This window comes from Streptomyces musisoli (assembly GCF_016741855.1).
GTDB classification, from domain to species: Bacteria; Actinomycetota; Actinomycetes; order Streptomycetales; family Streptomycetaceae; genus Streptomyces; species Streptomyces musisoli.
The window spans coordinates 1,004,762-1,019,956 of the sequence record NZ_JAERRH010000001.1; the positions used below are offsets into that span (position 1 = coordinate 1,004,762).

Consider the following 15,195-nt stretch of genomic DNA (forward strand, 5'->3'; position numbering starts at 1 on the left):
TGGGGGGTTCACCGGCGACGGGGCCGCCGGCGGGGGTGCGGTCAGCTGAAGCGCGCCAGGTCCTCGGTCAGTGCCCGGGCCACCTGTGCCTTCTGCTCAGCCAGGTAGAAGTGGCCGCCGGGGAAGGTGCGCAGGGTGAAGCCGCCCTCGGTCTGGTCGCGCCACTCCTCGGCCTCGGTGACGGAGACCTGCGGGTCCTGGTCGCCGACGAGCACGCTGATCGGGCTGCGCAGGGCGGGCCCCGGCTCGTACCGGTACGACTCCACCGCGAGGTAGTCGCCGCGGATGGCCGGCATGATCATCCGGATGATGTCGTCGTCGAGGAGCAGCCGGTCGTCGGTGCCGTTCAGGCGGCGGATCTCGGCGATGACCCCGTCGTCGTCCATGTGGCGGACCTTGGTGTCGCGCAGGGTGGGCGGCGCGGTGCGGCCGGAGGCGACCAGTCCGAGCAGTTCGAGCGAGGAGCCCCGCTCGATGCGGCGGGCCACCTCGAAGGCCACGCAGGCGCCCATGCTGTGCCCGAACAGCACCAGCCGGCGCCGCGGCAGGGACTCCAGCACGGTGAGGATCTCGTCGGCGAGCCGGGGGATGGACGTGATCGGCTCCTCGGAGAGCCGGTCCTGCCGGCCCGGGTACTGCACGGACAGCACCTCGGCGACGGGGCCCAGGGCGCCCGCGAGGGGCCGGAAGTAGCTGGCGGAGCCGCCCGCGTGGGGGAAGCAGACCAGAGTCGGGGCGGTGTCCCGGGGGGCCGCGTGGAAGCGGTGGATCCAGAGCTGTCGTGCAGTCAGGGCGTTGATCATCCCCGTACCTCCGTGCGCAGCCAGGACGCGATGGCGTCGGCGGTTGTCCGATGGTGTTCGTCGAGCATCGAGAAGTGGTCTCCGGGTACGTCGACCACGTGGTGGGCGTGCTCCCAGCCCGCCCCGCGTTCGCCCTGCGGCGCGCCGGGGACCTCGGCGGTGGCGCGCAGCAGCAGCACGGGGGTGTCCAGGGGGTGCGGGGTCCAGTCCGCGAAGACCCGGAAGTAGCCGCCCATCGCGACCAGCCGCTGGTCGTCGAGGAGTTCGGCGGCCGCTTCGTTCTCCAGCAGCTGCGAGACCATCAGCCGGGTGCTGGACCGGTCGGCGCTCCGGGCGAAGGTGTCGGCGAGGACGACGGCGGCGGCCGGGGTGCCGAGTGCGGCCAGGTGGGCGGCGACGGCGTGCGCGATCCAGCCGCCGGAGGAGCGGCCGAGCAGCACCGTGCGGCGGCCGGCGGCGACTTCGAGTGCGGTCTCGGCCTGGGCGGCGATCAGTGCCTCGGCGGATCCGGGCAGCGGCTCGCCGGCCGCGAAGCCGGGGTGCGGCAGCGCCCAGACCTCGCCGGCCTCGCCGAGCGCCGCGCCGAGCCGCAGGTACTCCTGCGGTCCGGAGACGGCGCTGAGCGAGGGAAAGCACAGGACGGCGAGGTCTCCAGGGCCGGCGGCGACGCGGACCGGGGCGGGCCAGCGGTCCGCGTCGGCGCGCCGCGCGAAGTCCGGCCGCAGTGCGGCGGCCGCGGTCAGCAGCTGGAAGCCCTCGGTGAGCCGGCCGGTGCGGTGGGCCCGCCGGAACAGTCCGGTCAGCGGGTCGCCGGCCGTCTGCTCGTCGGGCGTCTGTGCCAGGCGCTCCGCGAGGTGGGCGGCCAGCGCGTGGACCGTGGGGTGGTCGAAGATCAGCGTGGCGGGCAGCGGCAGCCCGCTGGAGTCCCGCAGCCGGTTGCGCAGTTGCATGGCCGTCAGGGACTCGAATCCGAGTTCCACGAAGGACCGGTCCGGGTCGAGGTCCTGCGGCGTGGCGTGGCCGAGGACGGTGGCTGCGGCCGTGCGGACGTGGTCGGTGATCGCGGCGGCCCGTTCGTCGTCGGTGGCGAGGCGGGCCAGGATCGCCGGCAGTGTGTCGGTGTCCTCCTGCGCGGTCGCGGCGGGCGCGGGCGCGGCGGGCAGCGCCGCCGCGGGGCTGGACGCCAGCCAGAAGGAGCGCCGCTGGAACGCGTAGCGCGGCAGCTCGACGCGCCGGCCGGCCGGGACGGCGGCGGTGAAGTCCACGGCGGCGCCGCGCACGTGGAGTTCGCCAGCCGACGCCAGGAAGCGGCCGAGGTGGCCCTCGTCGCGCACCAGCGAGCCGGTCACCGTGACGGTGCGGCCGGCCTCGGTGGTCTCGGCCGTCTCCGTGATGCCGCCGACGAGCACGGGGTGGGGGCTCGTCTCCACGAAGTAGCGGAATCCGTCCTGGACGAGCAGCCGTACGGTGTCCTCGAACCGCACGGTCCGGCGCAGGTTGCGGTACCAGTAGTCGGCGTCCAGCTCGGTCCCGTCGAGCGGGGTGCCGGTGACCGACGAGTAGAACGGCACGTCGGCGGGTTTGGGGGTGACGACGGACAGACGGGTCAGCAGTTCCTCGCGGACGGCCTCGACCTGCGGCGAGTGGGAGGCGTAGTCCACCGGGACCCGGCGCACCCGCACCCCGTCCGTCTCGCTCTGCGCCAGGAAGGCGTCGAGGGCGTCGGCGTCACCGGCGACCACGGTCGCGCCCGGGCCGTTGACCGCGGCGATCGCGAGCCGGTCCGCCCAGGGGGCGAGCAGGGGGGTCACCCGGCCGGCGGGCAGGGCGACCGACGCCATGCCGCCGCGGCCGGCCAGCCGGGTCAGGACCTGGCTGCGCAGGGCGACCACCAGTGCGGCGTCCTCCAGCGACAGGGCGCCGGCGACGCAGGCGGCGGCGATCTCGCCCTGCGAGTGTCCGGCGACGGCGTCCGGTCCGATGCCGTAGGACCGCCACAGGGCGGCCAGCGACACCATGACGGCGAACAGGGCGGGCTGGACCACGTCCACCCGGTCGAGGGAGGGGGCGTCCGGTTCGCCGTGCAGGACCCGGGTCAGCGACCAGTCCACGTGCGGGGCGAGTGCTTCCTCGCAGGCCCGCAGGCGGTCCCTGAAGACCAGGGAGGAGGCCGCGAGTTCGACGGCCATGCCCCGCCACTGGGAGCCCTGGCCCGGGAAGACGAAGGCGGTGCGGCCGGCCGTGCGGGCGGCGCTCGTGCCGCGCACCGTCCCCGGGGCTTCCCGGCCGTCGGCCAGGGCGCCGAGCCGGGCGAGCAGGCCGTCGCGGTCGTCGGCGACCACGACCGCGCGGTGGTCCAGCGCGGCGCGGCCGGTGATCAGGGACCAGGCCACGTCGGCGGCGGGCTGTTCCGGGTGGTCGAGCAGGTGCGTGCGCAGCCGGGCGGCCTGGGCTCGAAGGGCCTGCGGGGTGCGGGCGGAGAGCACCCACGGCAGGGGGCCGCCGGCCACACCGGCGGCCTCCCCGGCCGGCACCGCACCGGCTGCGGCCTGCCCGGCCGGCACCGCACCTGCGGCGGATTCCCCGGCCGTAGCGGACCGCTGTACGGCGGCGGGCCCGGACCGCTCGGCCGTGGTGGGCTGTGCGGCGGCGGGTTCCTCGGGCTGTTCGAGGATGACGTGGGCGTTGGTGCCGCTCATCCCGAAGGAGGAGACGGCGGCGCGGCGCGGCCGGTCCGTGCGGGGCCAGGGCCGTGCCTCGGTCAGCAGCTCCACGGACCCCGCGGACCAGTCGATCTGCGGCGACGGCGCGTCGACGTGCAGCGTCTTGGGCAGCGTCCCGTGCCGCATGGCCTGCACCATCTTGATCACGCCGCCGACGCCGGCCGCCGCCATCGTGTGTCCGATGTTCGACTTCAGCGAGCCCAGCCGGAGCGGGCTGCCGGCCGGCCGGTTCTGCCCGTAGGCGGCCAGCAGGGCCTGGGCCTCGATGGGGTCGCCGAGCCGGGTGCCGGTGCCGTGCGCCTCGACGACGTCGACGTCCGCGGGGTCCAGGCGGGCGTCGGCGAGGGCCTGCCGGATCACCCGGCGCTGAGCGCGGCCGTTGGGCGCGGTCAGCCCGGTGCTGGCGCCGTCCTGGTTGACGGCACTGCCCCGCACCACGGCCAGCACCGGGTGCCCGAGCCGGCGTGCGTCGGACAGCCGCTCCAGCAGGAGCAGGCCCACGCCCTCGCCCCAGGAGGTGCCGTCGGCCGCGGCGGCGAAGGACTTGCAGCGTCCGTCCGCGGCCAGACCGCCCTGGGCGCCGAAGTCCGCGAACGCGCCGGGCGAACTCATCACCGTCGCGCCGCCGGCCAGGGCCATCGCGCACTCCCCGCGACGCAGCGCCTGGCTCGCCAGGTGCAGGGCCACCAGGGAGGAGGAGCAGGCCGTGTCGACGGTGACGGCCGGGCCCTCCAGGCCGAGGAAGTAGGAGATCCGCCCGGAGGCGACGCTGCCGGAGTTCCCCGTGCTGAGGTAGCCCATCACCTCGGCGGGGAGGGCCTCGGCCCGGGTGGCGTAGTCGTGCAGGTTGAGGCCCGTGAAGACGCCGACCGGTTCGCCGCGGACGGCGGACGGGTCGAGACCGGCCGCCTCGAACGCCTCCCAGGCCGCCTCCATCAGCAGCCGCTGCTGGGGGTCCATGGCCAGGGCCTCGCGCGGGGAGATGCCGAAGAAGTCGGCGTCGAACTCGTCCGCGTGGTGGAGGAATCCGCCGCGGCCCGTTCCGTCGGCGGGCCAGCCCCGGTTGTCCGGGAAGCCGGTGATGGCGTCCCGGCCCTGCGACACCAGCTCCCACAGCCCGTCCGGGCCGTCGATGCCGCCCGGGTAGCGGCAGCTCATGCCGATGATCGCCACCGGCTCGTGCCGGCGGTCGGTCAGCTCGCGCACCTGCCGGCGGGCCTCGCGCAGGTCGGCCGTCGCGCGCTTGAGGTAGTCGAGGTACTTCGCCTCGTTGGTCACAGGTTCCGTGCTCACGGCGACTCCAGTTCGGCGTCCAGCAGGTCGAAGATCTCCTCGGCGGTGGCGGACTCCAGGTCGGTCGCCTCCGGGCGGTCCACCGGCCGCTCCCGGGAGCCGGTGAGGGCGCGCAGCCGGGCGTGGATCTCCTCGCGTTCCGTGCCCTCGCCGGGCAGCGCGTCCAGCAGCTCCTCCAGCCGGTCCAGTTCGCGGTGGAGTTCGCGCACGCCGGACAGCTCGGCCGTGGCCTCCTCCGCCAGCCGCTCGGCGAGCGCGGCGGGGGTGGGGCAGTCGAACAGCACGGTCGGCGGCACCTGGAGGCCGGTGGCCGCCGTCACCTGGTTGCGCAGTTCCACGGCGGTGAGCGAGTCGATGCCGATGTCCTTGAAGGACTGCGCCGGGTCCACGTCGTCGGGGCCGGCGTGCCCGAAGACCACGGCGGTGCCGCGGCGGACGATGTCGAGCAGCGTGCGGGCCCGGTCGTCCGGAGCCAGCGCGAGCAGCCGCTCCCTGGCCCCGGGCGCCGCGGCGGGCGCGGCCGTGACCGCGCGGCGGGCCGGCGCGGACCCCGTGGCGCTGCGCTCCGCCGCCGGGCGGGGCAGGTCGTCCGGTACGGGACGCAGGTCCACCCGGTCCGCCGACGCGACCGGCAGCCCGTCCGGGTCGGTCAGCAGGACGGAGACGGCGTCCGGTGCGGCCGGGGCGACCCGGACGCGGACGGCCGTGGCGCCGGTGGCGTGCACGGACACGCCCGACCAGGACGCGGGCAGCAGGCCGGCCGATCCGGTCAGGGCGAGCGGGTGCAGCGCGCCGTCCAGCAGGACGGGGTGGACGCCGTACCGGTCCGCCTCCCGCGCCTCGGCCGGTCCGAGGGCGACCTCGGCGTACAGCTCGGCGTCGCGGCGCCACACGGACCGGACGGCCTGGAACGCCGGGCCGTGGTCGAGTCCCGCCTTGGCGAGCAGCCCGTAGAGGTCCTCGGCCGCGGCGGGTTCGGCACCGGCCGGCGGCCACGCGGCGAGCGTGGTGTCCGGGGCGGGGCCGGTGGGGCGCAGCGTGCCGTGGGCGTTGCGGACCCAGCCGCCGAGACCCGTGCTTTTCTCGGGCCGCGAGTGCAGTTCGACGGTGCGGCCGTCGCCGGATGGGCCGTCGCCGGAGGGGCCGACGCTCAGCCGGAGCTGGACGCCTCCCCGGCCGGGCAGGACCAGCGGGGTGTCGAGGGCGAGTTCCTCGATGAACGCGAGGCCGGTCTGGTCCGCGGCCCGCAGGACCATGTCGAGCACGGCCGAGGCGGGCAGCACCGGCGTCCCGGCGACGGTGTGCTCGGCGAGCCAGGGGTGGGTGTCCGCGGCGAGCCGGCCGGAGAACACCAGCCCGTCGGAGCCGGGCAGTTCGATGGCGGCGCCCAGCAGCGGGTGGTCCGCCGTGCCGATTCCGGCGGCGCCCAGGTCCTCCGGCGGCGCGGACGGCGCGTCGAGCCAGTAGCGCTGCCGCTGGAAGGCGTAGGTGGGCAGCTCGGTACGGGGCGGGCGGGGTCCGTCGAACGCCGCCGACCAGTCCACCGGGGTGCCGCTGAACGCCGACCAGTCCACGGGCACGCCGTGCGTGTGCAGCTGGACCACGGCCTTCGTCAGGCTCTGCGCCTCACCGGTGCCGCCGCGCAGGCAGGGCACGAAGGCGACGGAACCGGCGTCCGCCGGCAGGCAGTTGGGGCCCATCGCGGACAGCACCCCGTCCGGGCCGACCTCCAGGAAGGTGGTCACGCCGTCGGCCGCCAGGGCGGACACGGCGTCGTGGAAGCGCACGGGCTGCCGGACGTGCCGCACCCAGTACTCCGGGCTGCCGAGTTCCTCGCCCGTGACCGGGCGGCCGGTCACGGTGGAGACGAACGGGGTGCCCGCCCGGGCGAAGCGGACGCGGTGCGCCACCTCGGCGAAGCAGTCCAGCATCGGGTCCATGAGCGGTGAGTGGAAGGCGTGGCTGACCTCGAGGCGCTTGGTCTTGCGGCCCATGCCGCGCAGCCGTTCGGCGATGCCGAGCACCGCGTCGGCGGAGCCGGACAGGACGACGGCGGTCGGCCCGTTGACGGCGGCGACGCCGACCTGGTCGGACGCCTCCGCGAGGAGGTCGAGCACCTCCTGCTCGGTGGCCTGTACGGCGACCATGGCGCCGCCCGCCGGCAGCTCCTGCATCAGGCGCCCGCGCGCCGCGACCAGGGCGGCCGCGTCCGGCAGCGGGAAGACGCCGGTGACGTGTGCGGCGGCCAGTTCGCCGATGGAGTGCCCGGCGACGGCGTCGGGCCGGACGCCCCAGTGCTCGATCAGCCGGTAGAGGGCGACCTCCAGGGCGAAGACGGCGGGCTGGGTGTACCCGGTCCGGTGGACCAGGGCCGCCTCGGGGCTGTCCTCGGCGGCGAAGACGATCTCCTTCAGCGGCCGGTCGAGGTGCGGGTCCAGGGCGGCGCACACCTCGTCGAACGCCGTGGCGAAGACGGGGTACGCGGCGTACAGCTCGCGGCCCATGCCGAGCCGCTGGCTGCCCTGTCCGGTGAAGAGGACGGCGAGCCGGCCGGAGCGTCGCCGGCCCTCGGCGACTCCCGCGGCGGGTTCCCCGGCGGCCACGGCGGCCAGGCCGCGCAGGAGCTCGGCGCGGTCCGGGGCCGTCACCACGGCCCGGCGCTCGAAGGCGGTGCGGGTGGTGAGCAGTGCGTGTCCGGCGGCGGCCAGGTCGAGTTCCGGGCGCTCGGTGACGAAGGCGTGCAGCCGCTCGGCCTGTGCGCGCAGCGCCGCCTCGGTCTTGGCCGAGATCACCCAGGGGACCGGACCGGACTCCGGGTCGGCGGCCGGCTCGGGTTCGGGGGCCTGTTCGAGGATGACGTGGGCGTTGGTCCCGCTCAGCCCGAACGAGGAGACGGCGGCCCGGCGCGGCCGGTCCAGCTCGGGCCAGTCCCGCCGCTCGGTCAGCAGCTCCACCGCTCCGGCCGACCAGTCCACGTGCGACGACGGAGCGTCCACGTGCAACGTCTTCGGCAGCACACCGTTGCGCAGCGCCATCACCATCTTGATGACACCGCCCACACCCGCGGCAGCCTGCGCATGCCCGATGTTCGACTTCAACGACCCCAGGAACAGCGGCCGTTCGCCGTCCCGTTCCTGGCCGTAGGTGGCGAGGAGCGCCTGCGCCTCGATCGGGTCGCCGAGCCGCGTACCGGTACCGTGCGCCTCGACCGCATCGACGTCCGCCGGATTCAACCGGGCGTCCGCCAGCGCCTGCCGAATCACCCGCTGCTGGGAGGGGCCGTTGGGCGCGGTCAGCCCGTTGCTGGCGCCGTCCTGGTTGACCGCGCTGCCCCGCACCACGGCCAGCACCGGATGCCCCAGCCGCAGGGCGTCCGACAGCCGCTCCACCACGAGGACGCCCGCGCCCTCGCCCCAGCCGGTGCCGTTCGCGCCCTCCGCGAACGCCTTGCACCTCCCGTCCGCCGCCAGCCCGCGCTGCCGGCTGAAGTCCAGGAACGCGGCCGGCGACGACATCACCGTCACACCGCCCGCCAGGGCCATCGTGCACTCACCGCGCCGCAGCGCCTGCACGGCCAGATGCAGGGTCACCAGCGACGACGAACACGCCGTGTCGACGGTGACGGCCGGCCCCTCCAGGCCGAAGGTGTACGACAGCCGGCCGGCCGCCACGCTGCCCGCCGTGCCGGTGCCGCGGAACGCCTCCAGTTCCTCGGGGATGGCCCGCAGCCGGGTGAGGTAGTCGCGGTTCATCAGGCCCATGTAGACGCCGGTGCGGCTGCCCCGCAGCGAGGTGGGGTCGATGCCCGCCCGCTCCACGGCCTCCCAGGAGGTCTCGAGCAGCAACCGCTGCTGCGGATCCATGGCCAGCGCCTCACGCGGCGAGATACCGAAGAACCCCGCGTCGAACTCCGCCGCCTCGTGCAGGAACCCGCCCTCGCGCGTGTAGACCTTCCCGCGCACCTCCGGGTCCGGGTCGTAGAGCCCCTCCAGGTCCCAGCCACGGTCCACCGGGAAACCGGAGATCGCGTCCGAACCGGTGGCCACCAGCTCCCACAGCTCCTCCGGGGAACGCACCCCGCCCGGGAAACGGCAGCCGATACCCACGATGGCGACCGGATCGTCGTCCGTGCCGGTGACGGGTGCGGCGGTGCCGGTGGTGTCGGTGGTGTCCTCCGCCAGGAGTTCCCGGCGCAGATACGCCGCCAGCGCGGCCGGGGTGGGGTAGTCGAAGACGAGGGTGGGGGACAGGGACAGCCCGGTGAGGGGGCCGAGCGCGTTGCGCAGTTCGACGGCGCTGAGCGAGTCGACGCCGAGGTCGCGGAAGGTCTGTCCGGCCCCGATGGCGTCGGGTGTGGCGTGGCCGAGGACGCTCGCGGCGTGTGCGCGCACCACGTCGAGCAGCGCACCGTCGCGTTCGGCGGCGGGCAGCGCGCGCAGCCGGTCGCGCAGTGTCGTGGCGGGCGCGGCCGCCGTCCGTGCGGTGCGGCGGGACGTGCGGACCAGTCCGCCGAGCAGTGGCGGTACGTCCCTGCCGGGCCGGGGCGCGGTGTCGAGCCGCATCGGGAGCAGGACCGCCCGGTCGGCGGCGAGGCAGGCGTCGAAGAGCGCCAGGCCGTCCTCGAAGGTGAGCGGGGCGAAGCCGGCCCGTTCGATACGGGCGAGGTCCGCCTCGGCCAGGTGGCCGGTGATGCCGCTGCGTTCGCCCCACAGGCCCCAGGCGAGCGAAAGCGCGCTCCGGCCGGCGGCGCGGCGGTGGGCGGCCAGGCCGTCCAGGAAGGCGTTGGCCGCCGCGTACCCGCTCTGCCCCGCGCCGCCGAACACTCCGGCGGCGGAGGAGAACAGCACGAAGTGCGCCAGGTCCATGTCCTGGGTGAGTTCGTGGAGGTGGAGCGCGGCATCGGCCTTGGGCCGGAGCACCGCGTCGGCCTGCTCGGAGGTGAGGGATTCCAGCAGTCCGTCGGCCACGATCCCGGCCGCGTGGACCACGCCGGTCAGCGGGTGTCCGGCGGGGATGCCGGCCAGCAGCCCGGCGAGGGCGGACCGGTCGGCCGCGTCACAGGCGACGACGGAGACGGTGGCACCCAGCTCGCCGAGTTCGGCCACCAGCGCCTCGGCGCCCTCGGCCGCCGGGCCCCGGCGGCTGGTCAGCAGCAGGTGGCGGACGCCGTGTGCCGTCACCAGGTGCCGGGCGACGGCCGCGCCGAGGGTGCCCGTGCCGCCGGTGACCAGGACGGTGCCGTCCGGCCGGAACGCGGTGGCGCCGGTGGGGACCTCGGCCCGGGCGAGCCGGGCCACCGACCAGGTGCCGCCGCGGACGAGGAACTGCGGCTCGGTGCCGAGCACCGCCGCAGTGAGCGGCTCTCCGGTCAGGTCGGTGTCGACCAGGACGAACCGGCCGGGGTGTTCGGTCTGTGCGGAGCGCACCAGTCCGTGCAGCGCGGCAGCGGCCGGGTGGGTGACCTGCTCCCCGGTCGCGCCGCCGGTGACGAGGACCAGCCGGGCGGTGGTGAAACGTTCGTCGGCCAGCCACTCCTGGAGCAGCCGCAAGGTGCGGTGGACCGCGCCGTGGAGGTCGTCGAGCGCAGGCTGCTCGCGTACGACCACCACGTCCGGGAGGGCCGCTCCGGCGTCGAGTGCGGCCGCGAGGGCCGGCAGGTCGGGGTAGTGGTCGTCCGCGGCGGGGCCGACGCCGGCCCAGCTGCCCGGGGCCAGCGGCTCCGCCGGTTCCGCGGGGAGCCAGTCGAGCCGGTACAGGGCGTCCGCGGTGGCCGAGGTGCGCAGCGCCTCGGCGGTGACGGGCCGCACCACCAGCGACTCCACGGTGGCCACCGGCAGTCCGGCCGGATCGGCCACCGTCAGGGCCATCGCGTCCTGGCCGGCCGGGGCCAGCCGTACCCGCAGGGTGTCGGCGCCGGTGGCGAGGAGGCGCACTCCGGACCAGTGGAACGGCAGCTGGGGCCGGCCCGGGGCGGCCGGCGCGGCGAGGCTCCACACGTGCAGCGCGCTGTCGAGGAGCGCCGGGTGCACGCCGTATCCCTCGGCGGGCTCCTCGGAGAGGGCGACCTCCGCGAAGACCTCGGCGCCGCGCCGCCAGGCCGCGCGTACGCCACGGAAGGCCGGGCCGTAGTCGAGTCCGGCGGCGGCGAGGTCGTCGTAGAGCGTCTCCACGGGGAGGGGGCGGGCGCCCTGCGGGGGCCAGTGGGCCAGGTCGGAGCCGGGTCCTTCGAGGGCGTCGGCGGTGTCCTCGGCGGTGAGGGCGCCGGTGGCGTGCCGGGTCCACGGCCCGTCGGCCTGGCCTTCGGGACGGGCGAAGACGGTCAGTGTGCGCCGGCCCGCCGCGTCCGCGGCGCCGATGGCCAACTGGATCTGGACGGCGCCCCGTTCGGGCAGGACGAGCGGGGACTGAAGGGTCAGCTCTTCGAGCGTGCGGCAGCCGGACAGGTCGGCGGCGTGGAGCGCCAGGTCGACGAAGGCGGTGCCGGGCAGCAGTACCGTGCCGGCCACCGCGTGGTCCGCGAGCCACGGGTGGGTACGCGCCGACAGGCGCCCGGTGAGCAGGAGTTCGTCGGCGCCCGCCACCGACACCGCCGCGCCCAGCAGCGGGTGGTCGGCGCCGCGCAGACCCAGCTCGGCCGGCCGGGCGGCGCCGGCGGCCGGGGAGTCGGCGAGCCAGTAGGAGGCGTGTTCGAAGGCGTAGGTGGGCAGCTCGGTGCGGCGCGGGCCGAGGTGGCCGAAGAAGGCGTCGGCGTCGACGTCGGTGCCGCGTACGTACAGGTGGGCCAGGGCGGTGAGCAGCGTGTCGGGCTCCGGACGCCCCTCGGCCAGGGTGGGCAGCAGCACCGCGTCGCTGTCCTCGGCGAGGCACTCGCGTCCCATCAGGGACTGCATCGCGACCGGGCCGAGCTCCAGGTAGGTGTGGACGCCGTCGGCCTCCAGGGTGCGCATCCCGTCCAGGAACCGGACGGCGCCGCGGACGTGGCGGCCCCAGTACTCCGGGGAGCAGAACTCGGCCGGGTCGGCGAGCCGGCCGTCCAGGCAGTCGATGACGGGGATGCGGGGCCGGTTGAAGTCCAGGGCCCGGACCGCGGCCACGAACGGTTCCAGGACCGGTTCCATGTGCGCGGAGTGGAACGCCCGGCCGAAGGACATGCGGTGGGTCCGCCGGCCGGCGGCCTGCCAGTCGTCGCCGATCCGCGCGACGAGTTCCTCGTCGCCGGAGACGACCACCTGCCGCGGGCCGTTGACCAGGGCGATGTCGACCGTGCCGGAGCGGCCCTCCAGGGAGGCGCGGACCTCGTCCTCGGACGCCTCGATCGCGACCATCGTGCCGCCCGGCGGCGTCTGCTGGAGCAGCCGGCCCCGCGTGGTGACGAAGGCGGCCGCGTCCTCCAGCGAGAGCGCGCCGGTCACGTGCAGCACGGCCGAGTCGCCGTTGGAGCCGCCGAAGACGACGTCGGGCCGGACGCCCCAGTGCTCGACGAGCCGGTAGAGGGCGACCTCCAGGGCGAACACCGCCGGGTGACCGTACTCGGCCTGGGCCAGCAGCGCGGCCTCGGGGCTGCCCTCGGCGGCGAAGACGATCTCCTTGAGCGGCCGGTCGAGGTGCCGGTCCAGGGCGGTGCACACCTCGTCGAAGGCCGCCGTGTAGAGCGGGTACGCCGCGTACAGTTCCCGGCCCATGCCGAGCCGCTGGCTGCCCTGGAAGGTGAAGAGGAAGGCGAGCTTGCCGTCGCCGCGCGCACCCCGCACCACGTGGGCCGCGGGTTCGCCGGCCGCCACCGCGGCGAGCCCGGCCAGCAGAGTGGCGCGGTCCCCGGCCAGGACGACGGCCCGGTGCTCGAACCCGCGGCGGCTCAGCAGCGAGTACGCCGTGTCGACCAGGTCGAGTTCCGGCCGGCCGGTGACGAAGGCGTGCAGCCGCTCGGCCTGTGCGCGCAGCGCCGCCTCGGTCTTGGCCGAGATCACCCAGGGGAGCAGCACGTGCGGCCGGTCGGGCACCGCTTCCGGCTCCGCCGCGGGGGCCTGTTCGAGGATGACGTGGGCGTTGGTCCCGCTCAGCCCGAACGAGGAGACGGCGGCTCGGCGCGGCCGGTCCAGCTCGGGCCAGTCCCGCCGCTCGGTCAGCAGCTCCACCGCCCCCGCCGACCAGTCCACGTGCGACGACGGAGCGTCCACGTGCAGCGTCTTCGGCAGGACCCCGTTCCGCAGGGCCATCACCATCTTGATGACACCACCCACACCCGCGGCAGCCTGAGCATGCCCGATGTTCGACTTCAACGAGCCCAGGAACAGCGGCCGTTCGCCGTCCCGTTCCTGGCCGTAGGTGGCGAGGAGCGCCTGCGCCTCGATCGGGTCACCCAGCCGCGTACCGGTACCGTGCGCCTCGACGGCGTCCACATCACTCGTGGTGAGCCGCGCATCCGCCAGCGCCTGCCTGATGACCCGCTGCTGGGAGGGGCCGTTCGGCGCGGTCAGACCGTTGCTCGCACCGTCCTGGTTGACCGCGCTGCCCCGCACCACGGCCAGCACCGGATGCCCCAGCCGCAGGGCGTCCGACAGCCGCTCCACCACCAGGACACCCACGCCCTCACCGAAGCCGGTGCCGTCCGCGCCCTCCGCGAACGCCCTGCACCGGCCCTCCGGGGAGAGCCCGCGCTGCCGGCTGAAGTCCAGGAACGCGGCCGGCGACGACATCACCGTCACACCGCCCGCCAGGGCCATCGTGCACTCACCGCGCCGCAGCGCCTGCACGGCCAGATGCAAGGTCACCAGCGACGACGAACAGGCCGTGTCGACCGTGAGGGTGGGGCCCTCCAGGCCGAAGGTGTACGCGATGCGTCCGGCCGCGATGCTGCCCGCGGTGCCGGCGCCGAGGTGGCCCTCCAGGTCCTCCGCCACACTGCCGGCGTGCAGGGCGTAGTCGTGGTACATCAGGCCCATGTAGACGCCGGTGCGGCTGCCCCGCAGCGAGGTGGGGTCGATGCCCGCCCGCTCCACGGCCTCCCAGGAGGTCTCGAGCAGCAACCGCTGCTGCGGATCCATGGCCAGCGCCTCACGCGGCGAGATACCGAAGAACCCCGCGTCGAACTCCGCCGCCTCGTGCAGGAACCCGCCCTCGCGCGTGTAGACCTTCCCGCGCGCCTCCGGGTCCGGGTCGTAGAGCCCCTCCAGGTCCCAGCCACGGTCCACCGGGAAACCGGAGATCGCGTCCGAACCGGTGGCCACCAGCTCCCACAGCTCCTCCGGGGAACGCACCCCGCCCGGGAAACGGCAGCCGATACCCACGATGGCGACCGGCTCGTGCGCCTTGGCGTCGACGTCACTGAGCCTCTGGTTCGCCTGCCGGAGGTCGGCCGTCATCCGCTTCAGGTACTCGAGGAGTTTTTCCTGCTCTGCCATCGCCTTGCCCATTGCCTTTCGAAGTTCACGTGGAAGTGCCGCTCAGCGCCTCGAACCGGTCCGCGTCACACGGATCCGAATTCCTTGTCGATGAGGCCGAACAGCTCGTCGGCCGTGGCCGAGGCGATCTCCTGGTCGAGGTCCGTGCCGCCGCCGTCGGTACCGGCGACCTTCGCGGCGAGAGCGCGCAGCCGGGACGACACCTGCTCGGGGTCCGGAAGCCGGGACAGCGAGGAGAGCAGGGCGGACTCGAGCCGGTCCAGCTCCGCCAGGACGGCGACCGAGTCCGGGTCCGGGCCGTCGTCGAAGAGTTCGCTGCCGAGGTGGTCGGCCAGGGCGGCCGGGGTGGGGTGGTCGAACACGACGGTCGGCGGGAGCTTCACACCGGTCGCCGCGCTCAGCTGGTTGCGCAGCTGGACGGCGGTGAGCGAGTCGAAGCCCAGCTCCTTGAAGGCGTGCTCCGCCGTCACCGAGCCGGTTCCCGGGTGACCGAGCACCGCGGCGGCATGGGTGCGGACGAGGTCCAGCAGGGCCGTGCGGCGCTCCTCCTCGGGCAGCCCCAGGAGCTGTTCCCGAGCGGGGGCGGACGTGGACCGTGCGGTGCCCGGCGCGGCGTGCGCGGGCTTGCGCACCTCGTGCCGGAGCACCGGCGGTACGTCCTGGCGGCGAAGCGCCGCGTGGTCGAGGCGGATCGGCACCAGCACGGGCTCTCCGCAGCTCCGCGCGGTGTCGAAGAGGCCCAGCGCCTCCTCGGAGGGCAGGCCGAGGACGCCCGACCGGCCCGCACCCTCGCGTTCCGTGTCGGAGAGCGAGGCAGTCAGCTCACTGCGCTCGCTCCACAGGCCCCACGGCAGGGACAGCGCCGGCAGGCCGGCCGCGGCGCGGTGGGCGGCGAGGGCGTCCAGGAACACGTTGGCCGCCGCGTAGTTGCCCTGCCCCGGCGTGCCGAGAACGCCGGCCGCGGAGGAGAACAGC

4 protein-coding genes are annotated in these 15,195 nt (G+C 75.3%); all 4 read right to left on the reverse strand.

All coding sequences use genetic code 11. The features are described from left to right. Positions 1-41: 41 nt before the first annotated feature. Positions 42-803 (reverse strand): thioesterase II family protein, encoded by a 762-nt coding sequence (locus JK361_RS04080; protein WP_201814206.1) that lies wholly within the window; start codon positions 801-803, stop codon positions 42-44. Continuing rightward, positions 800-4,819, reverse strand: a complete 4,020-nt coding sequence (locus tag JK361_RS04085) for a type I polyketide synthase (protein WP_443732155.1) — start codon at positions 4,817-4,819, stop codon at positions 800-802. The genes JK361_RS04080 and JK361_RS04085 overlap by 4 nt, the downstream gene beginning before the upstream one ends. Beyond that, positions 4,816-14,190 carry an SDR family NAD(P)-dependent oxidoreductase gene (locus JK361_RS04090; protein ID WP_443732157.1) on the reverse strand — a complete coding sequence of 3,125 codons (9,375 nt, stop codon included), beginning with the start codon at positions 14,188-14,190 and terminating at the stop codon, positions 4,816-4,818. Before JK361_RS04090 ends, JK361_RS04085 begins: the two co-directional genes overlap by 4 nt. Positions 14,191-14,285: 95 nt before the next feature. Beyond that, on the reverse strand, positions 14,286-15,195 hold a 910-nt coding region (locus JK361_RS04095), incomplete at its 5' end, for a beta-ketoacyl reductase (protein ID WP_201814208.1).

Coding starts and splice junctions, on each gene's coding strand:
- JK361_RS04080 (WP_201814206.1), bottom strand. CDS start 803: ATGATCAACGCCCTGACTGCACGACAGCTCTGGATCCACCGCTTCCAC.